Annotated in this window: 11 protein-coding genes; 8 read left to right on the top strand and 3 right to left on the bottom strand. The window is 68.6% G+C overall.

Annotated elements, in window-relative coordinates; all coding sequences use genetic code 11:
• Positions 1-60: 60 nt before the first annotated feature.
• Both ACFXJL_RS03915 and ACFXJL_RS03910 read right to left on the bottom strand, forming a co-directional pair.
• A complete protein-coding gene (locus ACFXJL_RS03915; RefSeq protein ID WP_384631619.1) occupies positions 61-996 on the bottom strand; it encodes a universal stress protein in 936 nt (311 codons plus the stop codon).
• Positions 993-1682 (bottom strand): CBS domain-containing protein, encoded by a 690-nt coding sequence (locus ACFXJL_RS03910; protein ID WP_358876361.1) that lies wholly within the window; start codon positions 1680-1682, stop codon positions 993-995. Before ACFXJL_RS03910 ends, ACFXJL_RS03915 begins: the two co-directional genes overlap by 4 nt.
• A 494-nt stretch (positions 1683-2176) precedes the next feature.
• On the opposite strand from ACFXJL_RS03910, the gene ACFXJL_RS03905 reads away from it, so the two are divergent.
• From ACFXJL_RS03905 to ACFXJL_RS03870, 8 genes are all read left to right on the top strand, one after another.
• Entirely contained in the window at positions 2177-3424 is a 1248-nt protein-coding gene (locus ACFXJL_RS03905; RefSeq protein ID WP_358876532.1) for an amidohydrolase, read from the top strand.
• A 382-nt stretch (positions 3425-3806) separates the two neighbouring features.
• The gene (locus ACFXJL_RS03900) at positions 3807-4850 is read left to right on the top strand and encodes a BMP family protein (RefSeq protein ID WP_384631615.1); all 1044 of its coding nucleotides are present in this window, start codon (positions 3807-3809) and stop codon (positions 4848-4850) included.
• Positions 4851-5088: 238 nt separating this feature from the next.
• Complete coding sequence (locus ACFXJL_RS03895; RefSeq protein ID WP_384689163.1) at positions 5089-6864, top strand: ABC transporter ATP-binding protein; 1776 nt, start codon at positions 5089-5091, stop codon at positions 6862-6864.
• Positions 6861-7973, top strand: coding sequence for an ABC transporter permease (locus ACFXJL_RS03890; RefSeq protein ID WP_358876359.1), 1113 nt, complete (start codon positions 6861-6863; stop codon positions 7971-7973). Before ACFXJL_RS03895 ends, ACFXJL_RS03890 begins: the two co-directional genes overlap by 4 nt.
• Positions 7970-9259, top strand: coding sequence for an ABC transporter permease (locus ACFXJL_RS03885; RefSeq protein ID WP_358876358.1), 1290 nt, complete (start codon positions 7970-7972; stop codon positions 9257-9259). Before ACFXJL_RS03890 ends, ACFXJL_RS03885 begins: the two co-directional genes overlap by 4 nt.
• On the top strand, positions 9256-9654 hold the full coding sequence (locus ACFXJL_RS03880) for a cytidine deaminase (protein ID WP_358876357.1): 399 nt from the start codon (positions 9256-9258) through the stop codon (positions 9652-9654). Before ACFXJL_RS03885 ends, ACFXJL_RS03880 begins: the two co-directional genes overlap by 4 nt.
• Positions 9655-9751: 97 nt before the next feature.
• Complete coding sequence (locus ACFXJL_RS03875) at positions 9752-11029, top strand: thymidine phosphorylase (RefSeq protein WP_384688903.1); 1278 nt, start codon at positions 9752-9754, stop codon at positions 11027-11029.
• A 142-nt stretch (positions 11030-11171) separates the two neighbouring features.
• Positions 11172-11495 carry an STAS domain-containing protein gene (locus tag ACFXJL_RS03870; RefSeq protein WP_358876355.1) on the top strand — a complete coding sequence of 108 codons (324 nt, stop codon included), beginning with the start codon at positions 11172-11174 and terminating at the stop codon, positions 11493-11495.
• 48 nt (positions 11496-11543) lie between these two features.
• On the opposite strand, the gene ACFXJL_RS03865 is transcribed toward ACFXJL_RS03870, so the two are convergent.
• Positions 11544-12533 (bottom strand): sigma-70 family RNA polymerase sigma factor, encoded by a 990-nt coding sequence (locus ACFXJL_RS03865; protein WP_384688900.1) that lies wholly within the window; start codon positions 12531-12533, stop codon positions 11544-11546.
• Between the last annotated feature and the right edge of the window lie 67 nt (positions 12534-12600).

Genomic DNA, 12600 nt, shown 5'->3' with positions numbered 1-12600 from the left:
TTCTCTAGGGCTTTCACGCCTTCCGCGATCTGCGGTGAAACCTTTCTTCTCGATGGGTCCTCAACTGTGCGCGATGATCGCCACCGGGGCGGTGGCATGGTGCATCACCGCATGGGTGACCGGGCCGATGTGGCCGCCCAGCGGAGACCGCCGGGCCCGTCGTCCCACGACCACCAGGGCCGCACCTCCCGTGGCGCCGAGCACGGCACGGGCGGCGGAACCGGCATGTGCCTCCTCGACCACCTTCACCGACGGATATCGCTGCCGCCACGGGAGCAGCAGATCGCGCAGGGTGCGGGTGAACTCCCGTTCGACCTCCAGCCGGGTCGTCGCGTCGAAGGCAAGCCCGTGGACGAAGGGCGGACGCCAGCCGTGCACGGCACGCAGCGTGCAGCCGCGGCGCACGGCCTCCTCGAAGGCGAAGGCCAACGGTGCGTCCACGGGGTCGTGGACGTCCACGGCGACCACCACCTCTCCCGGGGGCTGGCCCGAATCGGCTGCCGTCCCGGTATGTCCGTCCGCCCCTTCGCCCGGGACAGGAGCGCCCCCGCCCACCGCGTTGGCCGTGCTCCCCTCCGTGCTGCGCACCAGGACCACCGGACGGGTGGTCGCCCCCACCGTCGCCGTTCCGACCGAGCCGATGAGGAAACCCGCCACCGAGCCCAGACCACGTGAACCCAGCACCAGCAGACCGGCCTCGTCACCCTCCGACGCCAGGGCGGCGGGGGTACGGCCCGAGCGTTTGCGGGTGGTGACCTCCAGCGCCGGGTGCCGTGCCCGCAGGGTCGCTGCGGCCTCCTGGAGGACGGCGTCCCCAGCCGCGCTGTCATCGCTCGCCGCGATCGCGAGCGCCGCCACGACCAGGGTGAGCGGCTTGTCCGCCACGTGCACCAGCCGCAGGGGCACATCGCGCAGCAGGGCCTCCGTCGCCGCCCACTCGGCGGCGGCGAAGCCCTCGGGGCTCCCGTCCACTCCGACGGCCACGTGGTGGGTCATCCCTCCCACCCCCCGCCCGTAGCCGCCTCGGCTCTCGTCCCGGCCGTGCGGGTCGCCGCCCTCCCCGCCACCGGCTCCAATGCCGTCCCACCCGTGTCATCGACCTCGTAGACCAGTCGGTCCACCACGTCCACCACGCCGTCCACGCTCTCGCAGAGCCGTACGGTCACCGGGATCAGACTGCTCCGCTCCACCGCTCCACTGAGGGTGACGACCCCGTCGGTGACATCCACCGTCAGGGCGGAGGGGGAGAGTCCGAGCGTCTGGGTGAGGACGTCCTCCAGGATCTCCTCCTGGATGGACCGGTCGCGGCGCAGGAAGAGCTGGAGCAGATCGCTACGGCTGATGACCCCTGTCAGCCGGCCGTCCCCGTCCACCACGGGCAGCCGTTTGATGCGGTGCTGTTCCATCACCCGGGCGGCCCGGATTGCGCTCCAGTGCGGCTGGGCGACGACGGCGGGGCTGGACATCAGCGACTCGGCCGTGTTCCCGGTCGTCTGCGAGGTCTGTCGGCGCAGCAGATCGGCCTCTGAGACCACACCGACCGGTCGTTCGTCCTCGTCGACGACGGGTACGGCGGTGATCCCGTACTCGTCGAGGAGGCGGGCGATCTCCTTGAATCCGGTTCCCCGCTGGACGCTCACTGCGGCGGGCGTCATCAGGTCGGTGACCCTGCGGTGCCTCATGGCTGGCCTTTCCGGCATATCAAAACATTCGCCTGTGAACACATGATCTGATCACAAGGGTGGACCCGGTGCGCTGCACAGGCACAGGGACCTTGGACCCTTTGGTGCATTCGTAGGGCCCCGATGCCGTCCCGGACGCTCGTTTTGCCGCGCCGGTGACCGGGTGACCGGGTGAGCGAGTACCGGGTGGCTGGGTGAGCGAGCCGTGCGGTGCCGGGCGGTGCGGGGCGCGGCAGCGGCCGTCGTCCCGGGCTCTGTCCCCGGTCGGTTCGGGCGCGGGCCGTTCGGCCCCTCCACACGGCGGCGGGAGGGCTTCCCGAAGGCCGGGAGCGATGGGTTGCGGTACGGTCGATAAAGAGCCGTGAGCTTACCCACACGCCCAGGTATTCATGCCGCTAGGGGTCGTTTTTCCTTCCCCTAACGGATTGAACTTTTGTTGATCAGTGGCCAGTTGGGCCTTGCCTGGGCTTACCCTTCAACAGGTGAACCAACTGATGTCCCGTGAGTCCGCAGCAGACCTGCCCGGGAGCGGCGCACTGCCCGGCATCCTGTCCCCGGAACTCCGTGCTGAGCTGATCGCCTTCCGTCGGGATCTCCATATGCACCCCGAACTGGGCAACCAGGAGTTCCGCACCACCGCGGCGCTCAAGGCCCGACTGGAGAGCGCCGGACTGGAACCGCGCGTCCTGTCCATCGGCACCGGACTCATGTGTGACATCGGCGTCTCGGACGGCTCACGCCCCCTCTTCGCCCTCCGCGCGGACATCGACGCGCTGCCCATCCCGGACACCAAGACCGGCGTTCCCTACCGCTCCACCGTTCCCGACCGGGCCCACGCCTGCGGTCACGATGTCCACACCGCCGTGGTGCTCGGCGCCGGGCTCGTACTCGCGGAGCTGGACCGCCGAGGGCTCCTGCCGCAACCGGTGCGACTGATCTTCCAGCCCGCCGAAGAGGTACTGCCCGGTGGCGCCCCCGATGCCATCGAATCAGGTGTCATGGACGGCGTCGGCAAGATCATCTGCCTGCACTGCGACCCCAAGGTCGACACCGGTGTCATCGGGCTGCGCCCCGGGCCCATCACCTCGGCCTGCGACCGGCTTGAAGTCACCCTCGACGGCCCCGGTGGACACACCGCCCGACCGCACCTCACCACGGATCTGGTGACGGCGGCGGCCAAGGTCGCAACCGAGGTCCCTGCGGTGCTCTCCCGCCGGGTGGACGCCCGCTCCGGGCTCGCCGTCACCTGGGGCCGCATCGAGGCGGGCCACGCCTGCAACGTCATTCCCCAGCACGCCGAACTCTCCGGCACCGTTCGCTGCCTCGACCTCCCGGGATGGCGGGCCGCTCCCGACCTCGTCCACGCGGCCATCGACGAGATCGCGACCCTGCACGGCGCCAAGTCGCAGATCAACTACATCCGCGGGGTTCCGCCCGTGGTCAACGACCCGGACGTCACCGAGCTGCTGCGGGCGGCCCAGACCGCCCGTCGTGGGCTGCAGGCCGTCGAGGACACCGAGCAGAGCCTGGGGGGCGAGGACTTCTCCTGGTACCTGGAGCACGTGCCAGGTGCGATGGCCAGGCTCGGAGTGCGCACTCCGGGCGACACCACCAAGCGGGACCTCCACCGCGGTGATTTCGACGCCGACGAGGACGCCATCCAGGTCGGTGTGGAGCTGTTCACGGCGGCGGTGCTGCTCGACGCGGAACTACTCGACGCGGAACTACTCGACCGGGGCTGACTCCCTCCCGGACGTCCTGATTCCCCCGGGCTCTGTCCGTGCGCCCTGAGACCGCGGGCGTTTGTTCGCGCGGCCCGGGCCGTCGGGTTTCGCGGAGGCGCTGGGGTTCTGTGGATGCCCCTGACTCTCCGTAGTGTCGGCCCTCTTTCCCCCCTGCCCCCTTTGATCCGGTTCGCCCACCACCTCCCCAGGGTCAAGATCAAGGCACCCGGCGGCCCGGGCGGGCTCTCCGCTTCCCGCCGACTCCCGGCCCGACCCCCTCTTGCGACGATCCGATAACGACTCATGAACGTGGTTTTAACTGACATCTACGCGCGTTACGATCGCCGCGAAACCAGCGCCGGAAGAGGCGCTTTCGGTCAGCCTCGAAGGGACCCTCCTCTTGCGCCAGGTATCGAAGATCGCGGTCGCGTCCATCGCAGCCGCGGCCATGGCATTTACCGCCACTGCGTGTGGCGAGTCGTCGACTGACGGCGGCAGCTCGGACGACAGCGGCAAGCTGAAGATCGGCATGGCCTACGACGTCGGCGGCCGTGGCGACAACTCCTTCAACGACTCCGCCGCGCGTGGTCTGGACAAGGCCAAGGCCGAACTCGGTGCGGAGACCAAGGAACTCACCGCCCGCACCAGTGAGACCCCGGCCGACCGCGAGACCCGTCTCGCCTCGCTCGCGAAGGACGGCTACAACCCGGTCCTCGCCGTGGGCTTCCTCTACAAGAGCGCGGTCGACAAGATCGCCAAGGAGTACCCGGACACCACGTTCGGCCTGGTCGACTCCGTCTCGGACGTGAAGAACGTCGACAGCATCGTCTTCACCGAGGAGCAGGGCTCGTACCTCGCCGGTGTGGCCGCCGCGCTGAAGTCCAAGGACGGCAAGATCGGCTTCATCGGAGGCGTCGACCTCCCGCTGATCAAGAAGTTCGCCGCCGGCTTCGAGCAGGGCGTCCTGGAGACCAACCCGAAGGCCACCGTCCAGATCCAGTACCTCTCCACCGGTACGGACACCTCCGGCTTCACCAGCCCGGACAAGGGCAAGGCCGCCGCGCAGGGCATGCTCGACAAGAACATCGACGTCATCTACACGGCGGCGGGCGGCTCCGGTGCGGGCGCCATCGCGGCCGTCGCGGCCAAGCCCGGCACCTGGGGCATCGGCGTCGACTCGGACCAGGCCAAGGACCCGGCGCTCTCCAAGTACGCGGCCTCGATCCTGACCTCGGTCGTGAAGAACGTCGACACGGGCGTCTTCGAGCTGGCCAAGTCGGTCAAGGACGGCAAGCCCCTGACCGGTGTTCACACCTACTCGCTCGCCGAGAACGGTGTCAGCCTCACCACCACGGGTGACCACCTCAAGGACATCCAGCCCAAGCTGGACGAGGCGAAGAAGAAGATCATCGACGGTCAGATCAAGGTCAAGACCACGACCTGACCGGTCCGTTCACCGGGGCTCGCGAGAGTGGCCGTGCCGCTCTCGCGGGCCCCGATGCACGTCGTGCGTCCATCGCCTCAACAAGTTGCTGGCGCTACGCGCGTAGCTCTCCCCTGTGCACGGTAGTTTTCGCCACCACGCATCGGGCAACACACCAGGCAACACCCAGCACCACCGGCAGCCCCCGCTACCGGCCCGCCTCTGCTCCTCCTCCGCTCCTGCCCAGGGAGAGTGCGCCATCAACGCGTCCAGCAGTTCCCATGCCGTAGAGCTCCGCGGCATCACCAAACGATTCCCCGGCGTCGTGGCCAACCACGACATCGACATCACCGTGCGCCGCGGCACCGTCCACGCCCTCATCGGCGAGAACGGCGCGGGCAAGTCCACCCTGATGAAGATCCTCTACGGCATGCAGAAGCCGGACGAGGGAACCATCGAGGTCGACGGCCAACAGGTCACGTTCTCCAACCCCGGCGACGCCATCGCCCGAGGCATCGGCATGGTGCACCAGCACTTCATGCTCGCCGACTACCTCACCGTCCTGGAGAACGTCGTCCTCGGCTCGGAGAAGCTGTACGGGATCGGCGACAAGGCCCGCGCCAAGATCAGGGAGATCTCCGACGCCTACGGTCTGAACGTCCGCCCCGACGTCCATGTCGAGGATCTCGGAGTCGCCGACCGTCAGCGCGTGGAGATCCTCAAGGTCCTCTACCGCGGTGCCCGCACCCTCATCCTCGACGAGCCGACCGCGGTCCTCGTACCGCAGGAGGTCGAAGCACTCTTCGACAACCTGCGTGAACTCAAGGCCGAGGGCCTGACCGTCATCTTCATCTCGCACAAGCTCGGCGAGGTGCTGTCGGTCGCCGACGAGATCACCGTCATCCGACGCGGCACCACGGTCGGCACCGCCGACCCGGCCAACACCACGACCAAGCAGCTCGCCGAGCTGATGGTGGGCAGTGAACTGCCCTCGCCCGAGACCCGTGAGTCCACCGTCACCGATGTGCCGATGCTCCAGGTCCGGGACCTCCGACTGACGGCCACCGACCCCGACGGCGTCGTGCGCTCCCTGCTCGACGGCATCGACTTCACCATCCACAAGGGTGAGGTCCTGGGCATCGCCGGAGTGGAGGGCAACGGCCAGTCCGAACTGGTCGAGGCCATCATGGGCATGCGGACGTTGGACGGAGGCTCACTCCACCTGGACTCCGCTGACATCTCGCACCGTCCCACCCGCAAGCGGCGTGAGGACGGCATGGCGGTCATCCCCGAGGACCGCCACCGACACGGCCTGCTGCTCGAAGCTCCGCTGTGGGAGAACCGCATCCTCGGTCACGTCAGCGAGAAGCCCAACAGCAAGGGCGTCTTCCTCGACCCCAAGGCCGCCCGCGCCGACACCGAGCGGATCGTGCGCGAGTACGACGTCCGCACCCCCGGGATCGAGGTCACCGCGGCGTCCCTGTCCGGTGGCAACCAGCAGAAGCTGATCGTCGGCCGGGAGATGAGCCACGCACCGAAGCTGCTGATCGCCGCGCACCCCACCCGCGGTGTGGACGTCGGCGCACAGGCACAGATCTGGGACCAGATCCGGGCCGCCCGCCGGGAGGGCCTGGCCGTGCTGTTGATCTCCGCCGACCTGGACGAGCTGATCGGGCTCTCCGACACCCTGCGCGTGATGTACCGGGGCCGGTTGGTCGCGGACGCCGACCCGGCCACCATCACTCCGGAGGAACTCGGCTCGGCGATGACGGGTGCGGCCACCGGCCATCTCGAAGTGCCCGCAGACGAGCCCTCCACCGACGAGCTTTCTACAGACACAGACACAGACACAGACACAGACACGTCCACGGACGCTTCCGCCCCATCCGGCAGTGCCTCCCCCGAGCGCACTGCCGAACCCGCGGAGACTGCTGACACTACGGACACCACAAACACCACAGGCACCGCCGACACTCACGCTCCCCGCCCCGACAGCGGCACGGACGGCAACACCGACGGGGGAGAGGACCGATGAAGAAGTTCGACAAGGAGCGCGTGCTCCTGGGGCTCGCGGCTCCCGTCCTGGCCATCGTGGTCGCGTTCCTGGTGACGGCCGTGGTGCTGGCCGCCACCGGCAAGGAGCCGTTCAACGCCTTCCGGATCATGTTCGACTACGGTTCCAAGTCGGACAGCCAGGTCTACATCCTGAACAAGGGCACCACGTACTACCTGGCCGGACTCGCGGTGGCCATCGGCTTCCGGATGAACCTGTTCAACATCGGTGTGGACGGTCAGTACCGCCTCGCGGCCTTCTTCGCCGCGGCCCTCGGCGGTGCCCTCACCCTCCCCGGCATCGTCCAGATCCCGCTGATCATCCTCTGCGCGATGATCGTCGGCGCCATGTGGGCCGGTATCGCCGGTGTCCTCAAGGTCACCCGAGGGGTCAGCGAGGTCGTCTCCACGATCATGCTGAACGCCATCGCCACAGCGGTCATCGGCTACCTCCTCCAGGTGGGACGACTCGGACAGCTCGACGAGGCGGGGACGAAGATCTCCACCAAGCCGCTCCCCGAGTCGTCGCACTTCTTCGAGTTCCCGACCGAACCGGCACCCGTCTGGGGCTTCATCGTCATCGCGATCATCGCGGGCATCGCGTTCTGGTTCACGCTCGCCCGCACCCGCTTCGGTTTCGACCTCCGCACGGTCGGCCAGTCCGGCAGTGCGGCCGAGGCCAGCGGTGTGAACGTCAAGAAGATGATCGTCACCTCCATGCTGATCTCCGGCGCCATGGCCGGTCTGATCGGCATGCCGACCCTTCTGAACGACTCCTACGAGTACGGCGGCGACTTCCCCGTCGGCATCGGCTTCACCGGCATCGCCATCGCGCTCCTCGGCCGTAACAACCCGGTGGGCATCGCGCTCGGTGCACTGCTCTGGGCCTTCCTGGAGCGTGGCAGCGGCCAGCTGGAGTTCCAGGGCTACGACAAGGAGATCGTCGGCGTCATCCAGGGCGTCATCGTGCTCTGTGTCGTCATCGCGTACGAAGTGGTGCGCCGCTACGGCCTCAAGCGCCAGCAGCGGCAGGTCGGCGCCAAACTCGCCGCCCAGGCCCGTAACTCCGAGAAGCAGGAGGTGTCGGCGTGACCGTCACGGCGACTTCCACCCCGCCGCCCACGGCACCCAAGGTGAGTGGCGGCAAGGGAGGGCGTACCCGCCTCTCCTTCCCGGTCATCCTGCTGATCATCGCTGGCGGGCTGCTCGCCCTGTCCGCGGTGCGCGCCATCACCGGCGCACAGGACATCACATCGGCCGGCCAGATCAGCGCCGCCCTGGCCATGGCCGTGCCCATCGGCATGGCCGGTCTCGGCGGTCTGTGGGCCGAGCGCGCGGGCGTGGTCAACATCGGCCTTGAGGGCATGATGATCCTCGGCACCTTCTTCGGTGCCTGGGCCGGCTGGCAGACCGATCCCTGGATCGGTGTCCTCGCCGGTGTCCTGGGTGGCATGGCCGGCGGTCTGCTGCACGCGATCGCCACCGTCACCTTCGGCGTCGACCACATCATCTCCGGCATCGCCATCAACATCCTGGCCGTCGGGTTCACCACCTACTTCGCCAAGCTGTGGTTCAACACCGCGGAGGCTTCGGCGAAGGGCGGCAGCCCCAAGCAGTCACCGCCGTCCGAGGACATCACCACCGTCACCGTGCCCGGGGTCTCGGACTGGCTCGGTGACATCGAGAAGCACCACTGGTTCTTCATCTCGGACATCGCCGGTGTCCTGCGCGGTCTGGTCACCAATCTGTCGCTGCTGACGATCGTCGCCGTGCTGCTGTTCGTCCTGACGTTCCTCGTGCTGTGGAAGACGTCGTTCGGTCTGCGCCTGCGCTCCTGCGGTGAGAACCCGATCGCCGCCGAATCGCTCGGCGTGAACGTCTACAAGTACAAGTACATCGCGGTGATCATCTCCGGCGGCATGGCCGGTCTCGGCGGCGCGTTCCTGGCGCTGGTCACCTCGAACATCTACAACGAGGGCCAGACCGGAGGCCGCGGCTACATCGGTCTCGCCGCGATGATCTTCGGTAACTGGCGGCCGGGCGGACTGGCGATGGGCGCCGGGCTGTTCGGCTTCGCCGACGCGCTGCAACTGCGCAACGGCGGCCAGTCCGTCCACGCCCTGCTGCTGCTCCTCGTCGTGGTCCTCGCCGGGCTCGCGCTGTGGAAGCTCTACCGCAAGAGCTATCTCACGGCCGCGATCAGCGGTGTCCTCTCCCTCGGGGTACTGGTCTGGTACCTGGGCACGGACACCGTTCCGAACGAGTTCGTCACCGCCACCCCGTACGTCGTGACCCTCCTGGTGCTCTCCCTGTCCGCGCAACGGCTGCGCATGCCCAAGGCGGACGGCATGCGCTACCGCAAGGGCCAGGGCAAATGACGGCCGCGGCGGTCGACTGGGCGGCCCTGCGGGAGCATGCGCGTGCGGCCATGACGCGTGCGTACGCCCCCTACTCGGGCTTTCCGGTCGGGGTCGCCGCCCTGGTGGACGACGGTCGGACGATCACCGGTTGCAATGTGGAGAACGCCTCGTACGGACTCTCCCTGTGCGCGGAATGCGGTCTGGTCTCCGAGCTCCAGGCCACGGGGGGCGGCCGGTTGACCCACTTCACCTGCGTGGACGGTCGGGGCGAAAGCCTCGTGCCGTGCGGCCGGTGCCGTCAGCTCCTCTATGAGTTCGGCGGTTCGGAACTGCTGCTGGACACCCCTCAGGGGATCGTCCCGCTCGCGGAGATACTGCCGCAGCCCTTCGGTCCACAGCACCTTCCGGCGTAAATCCCCTGCGGCCCCTCCGTTCCGGCGGAGGGGCCGCTCCCTTACCCTCGTCTCTATGCGCGTAGAGCGCGATGAGCTGCCATTCTGGAGGAATGCCATGGACGTCATCTCCGTCATCCGCACCAAGCGGGACCGGGGTGAGCTCAGCCCCGAGCAGATCGACTGGGTGATCGACGCCTACACCCGCGGTGCGGTGGCCGACGAGCAGATGTCGGCGCTGGCGATGGCGATCCTGCTCAACGGCATGAACCGCACCGAGATCGCCCACTGGACGGCGGCGATGATCGCTTCCGGCGAGCGCATGAGCTTCGATGCGCTCTCCCGCCCCACCGCGGACAAGCACTCCACGGGCGGTGTCGGCGACAAGATCACCCTGCCGCTCGCGCCGCTGGTCGCCGCCTGTGGCGCGGCGGTGCCCCAACTCTCGGGCCGGGGCCTCGGTCACACCGGCGGCACCCTCGACAAGCTGGAGTCCATCCCCGGCTGGCGAGCCCTGCTCTCCAACGAGGAGATGCTGCACGTCCTCGACACCACCGGAGCAGTGATCTGCGCCGCCGGTGATGGCCTCGCCCCCGCCGACAAGAAGCTCTATGCCCTCCGTGATGTCACCGGCACGGTCGAGGCGATCCCGCTGATCGCCTCCTCGATCATGTCCAAGAAGATCGCCGAGGGCACCGGCTCCCTCGTCCTGGACGTCAAGGTCGGCACCGGCGCCTTCATGAAGAACATCGAGGACGCCCGGGAACTCGCCTCCACCATGGTCGCCCTCGGCACCGACAGCGGAGTGAAGACGGTGGCACTGCTCACCGACATGTCCACCCCGCTCGGTCTCACCGCAGGCAATGCCCTTGAGGTCCGTGAGTCCGTCGAGGTCCTCGCGGGCGGCGGCCCCGCCGATGTCGTCGAACTGACCCTGGCCCTCGCCCGCGAGATGCTGGCCGCAGCCGGTATCGAAGGCGCCGATCCGGCCAAGGCGCTGGCCGACGGTTCGGCGATGGACGTCTGGCGCCGCATGATCACCGCGCAGGGCGGTGACCCGGACGCGGCCCTGCCCACCGCCCGGGAACGGCACGTGGTCACCGCCCCGGCCTCGGGCGTACTGACCCGTCTCGACGCCTACGACGTCGGCATCGCCGCCTGGCGGCTCGGCGCGGGCCGCGCCCGCAAGGAGGACCAGGTGCAGGCGGGCGCCGGGGTGGAACTCCACGCCAAGCCCGGTGACGCCGTCACCGCGGGCCAGCCGCTGCTGACCCTCCACACCGACACCCCGGAGAAGTTCGACTACGCGCTCCGCTCGCTGGAGTCGTCGTACGACATCGCCCCGGCCGGTACTCAGTTCACCGCGCCCCCGATCGTCCGGGACCGCATCGCCTGACAGACCGATTCCCCCCGGAAGGGCGATTCTCCCCGAAAGGGGCGCGCGAAAGGGCATGCGGACGCCTCTGCCGCGGTCGGTACCACCGGCGCGGCAGAGGGCGCACCGATGAGTTCCACCTGATGGGCCGGTCTCATCAGACATGAGTGTGGAAACCGCTGACCCGGTCGGCTCCGGCCCGGTCGTCCTCGTCGTGTCCGCGCCGGTGACCTTCGCCGACGTGCCGCCCCTGTGCGCACGGCTGCAAGCGCTGTACGGGGCGGGCGCCGACGAGGTGGTGTGCGATCTTGCGGGGCTGACCAGAGCCGACCTCGCCTCGGTGGAGGCGGTGGCGAGGCTGAGGCTCACCGCCCGCAGGGCCGGACGCACCGTCCGCATGCGGAACGCAGGACCGGAACTGTTGGCCCTGCTGACCCTGATGGGTCTCGACGGCCTCACCCGACCGGATGGCGCAGCCCCCACCTGATCAGGGCCGCCCCGACGGCTGATACGCCACCCGGGACGGCCCGGCCGTTCAGGAACCCTCCGGCTCCAACCGCTCCGGCAGGTCGAACAGCGGGAACCAGCGCGCGGTGTCCAGGAAGGAATTGATCCCCGCGATCTTGCCGTCGCGGATCTCCATGACCATCAGGGCCCACGGCGTGTGCCCGTTTCCGTCCTCTGCCAGGTGGTAGTGGGCGAACGCCGGCATGCCGTTCGCCACGGTCGGGATGAGGCGTGAACCACGACAGACCGATCCGACACCCTCCATCCAGCCCACGATGTCCTCGTGGCCCTGGAGCCACAGGTCGTACGGGGGCATGGAGAGGGTGGCGTCATCGTGGAGGACCGCGGTCAGCGCCGCCATGTCGTACCCCTCGAAGGCGGCCACATAGCGCTCAAGGAGCTTCTGCTGCTCCTCATCGAGGGGGTTCGCCGCGTCGGACTCGCTCGGCGGTGACTCGGCGAGCGTCGCCCGCGCCCGCTGGAGCGCGCTGTTCACCGAGGCGACCGACGTGTCCAGCAGCTCGGCGACCTCAGCGGCCTTCCAGGCCAGCACCTCACGCAGGATGAGCACGGCCCGCTGCTTGGGCGGCAGGTGCTGGAGCGCCGCGATGAACGCCAATCGAATCGACTCCCGCTCCAAGGCCGTCTCCGCCGGATCCGCGACCGACGGCAGCACCCGCCCGTCCGGGACGGGCTCCAACCAGGTCGCCTCAGGACGAGCGCTGAGCTGCGCCTGGGCGACGGGCGTGGGCCCGGAGAGGTCCATCGGGCGGGCCCGGCGGTTGCCCGCGTTCAACATGTCGAGGCAGACGTTCGTCGCGATGCGGTACAACCACGACCGCAGCGACGAACGCCCCTCGAACTTCTCGATGTTCCGCCAGGCCCTCACCATGGTGTCCTGGACCGCATCCTCCGCTTCGAAGGACGAGCCCAGCATGCGGTAGCAGTAGCCGGTCAGCTCTCGCCGATACCGCTCCAGCTCCCTGTCGAGGTCCTGTGTCGTTGCCGTATCACTCATCGGGTCCACCCCTGTCGCCCACTGGCACCAGCCCTTGGGAACCTACAGGAGGCCACTGACAGTGGGA

The organism is Streptomyces sp. NPDC059256, from assembly GCF_042753785.1.
Lineage (GTDB): Bacteria > Actinomycetota > Actinomycetes > Streptomycetales > Streptomycetaceae > Streptomyces.
Note: the sequence above shows the minus strand (reverse complement) of the source record. Positions and strands in the feature narration are given on the sequence as shown.

Bases quoted from the DNA above. Each gene is read 5' to 3' on its own strand.
- ACFXJL_RS03915 (WP_384631619.1), bottom strand. From the start codon at position 996: ATGACCCACCACGTGGCCGTCGGAGTGGACGGGAGCCCCGAGGGCTTC.
- ACFXJL_RS03910 (WP_358876361.1), bottom strand. From the start codon at position 1,682: ATGAGGCACCGCAGGGTCACCGACCTGATGACGCCCGCCGCAGTGAGC.
- ACFXJL_RS03905 (WP_358876532.1), top strand. From the start codon at position 2,177: ATGTCCCGTGAGTCCGCAGCAGACCTGCCCGGGAGCGGCGCACTGCCC.
- ACFXJL_RS03890 (WP_358876359.1), top strand. From the start codon at position 6,861: ATGAAGAAGTTCGACAAGGAGCGCGTGCTCCTGGGGCTCGCGGCTCCC.
- ACFXJL_RS03880 (WP_358876357.1), top strand. From the start codon at position 9,256: ATGACGGCCGCGGCGGTCGACTGGGCGGCCCTGCGGGAGCATGCGCGT.
- ACFXJL_RS03875 (WP_384688903.1), top strand. From the start codon at position 9,752: ATGGACGTCATCTCCGTCATCCGCACCAAGCGGGACCGGGGTGAGCTC.
- ACFXJL_RS03870 (WP_358876355.1), top strand. From the start codon at position 11,172: ATGAGTGTGGAAACCGCTGACCCGGTCGGCTCCGGCCCGGTCGTCCTC.
- ACFXJL_RS03865 (WP_384688900.1), bottom strand. From the start codon at position 12,533: ATGAGTGATACGGCAACGACACAGGACCTCGACAGGGAGCTGGAGCGG.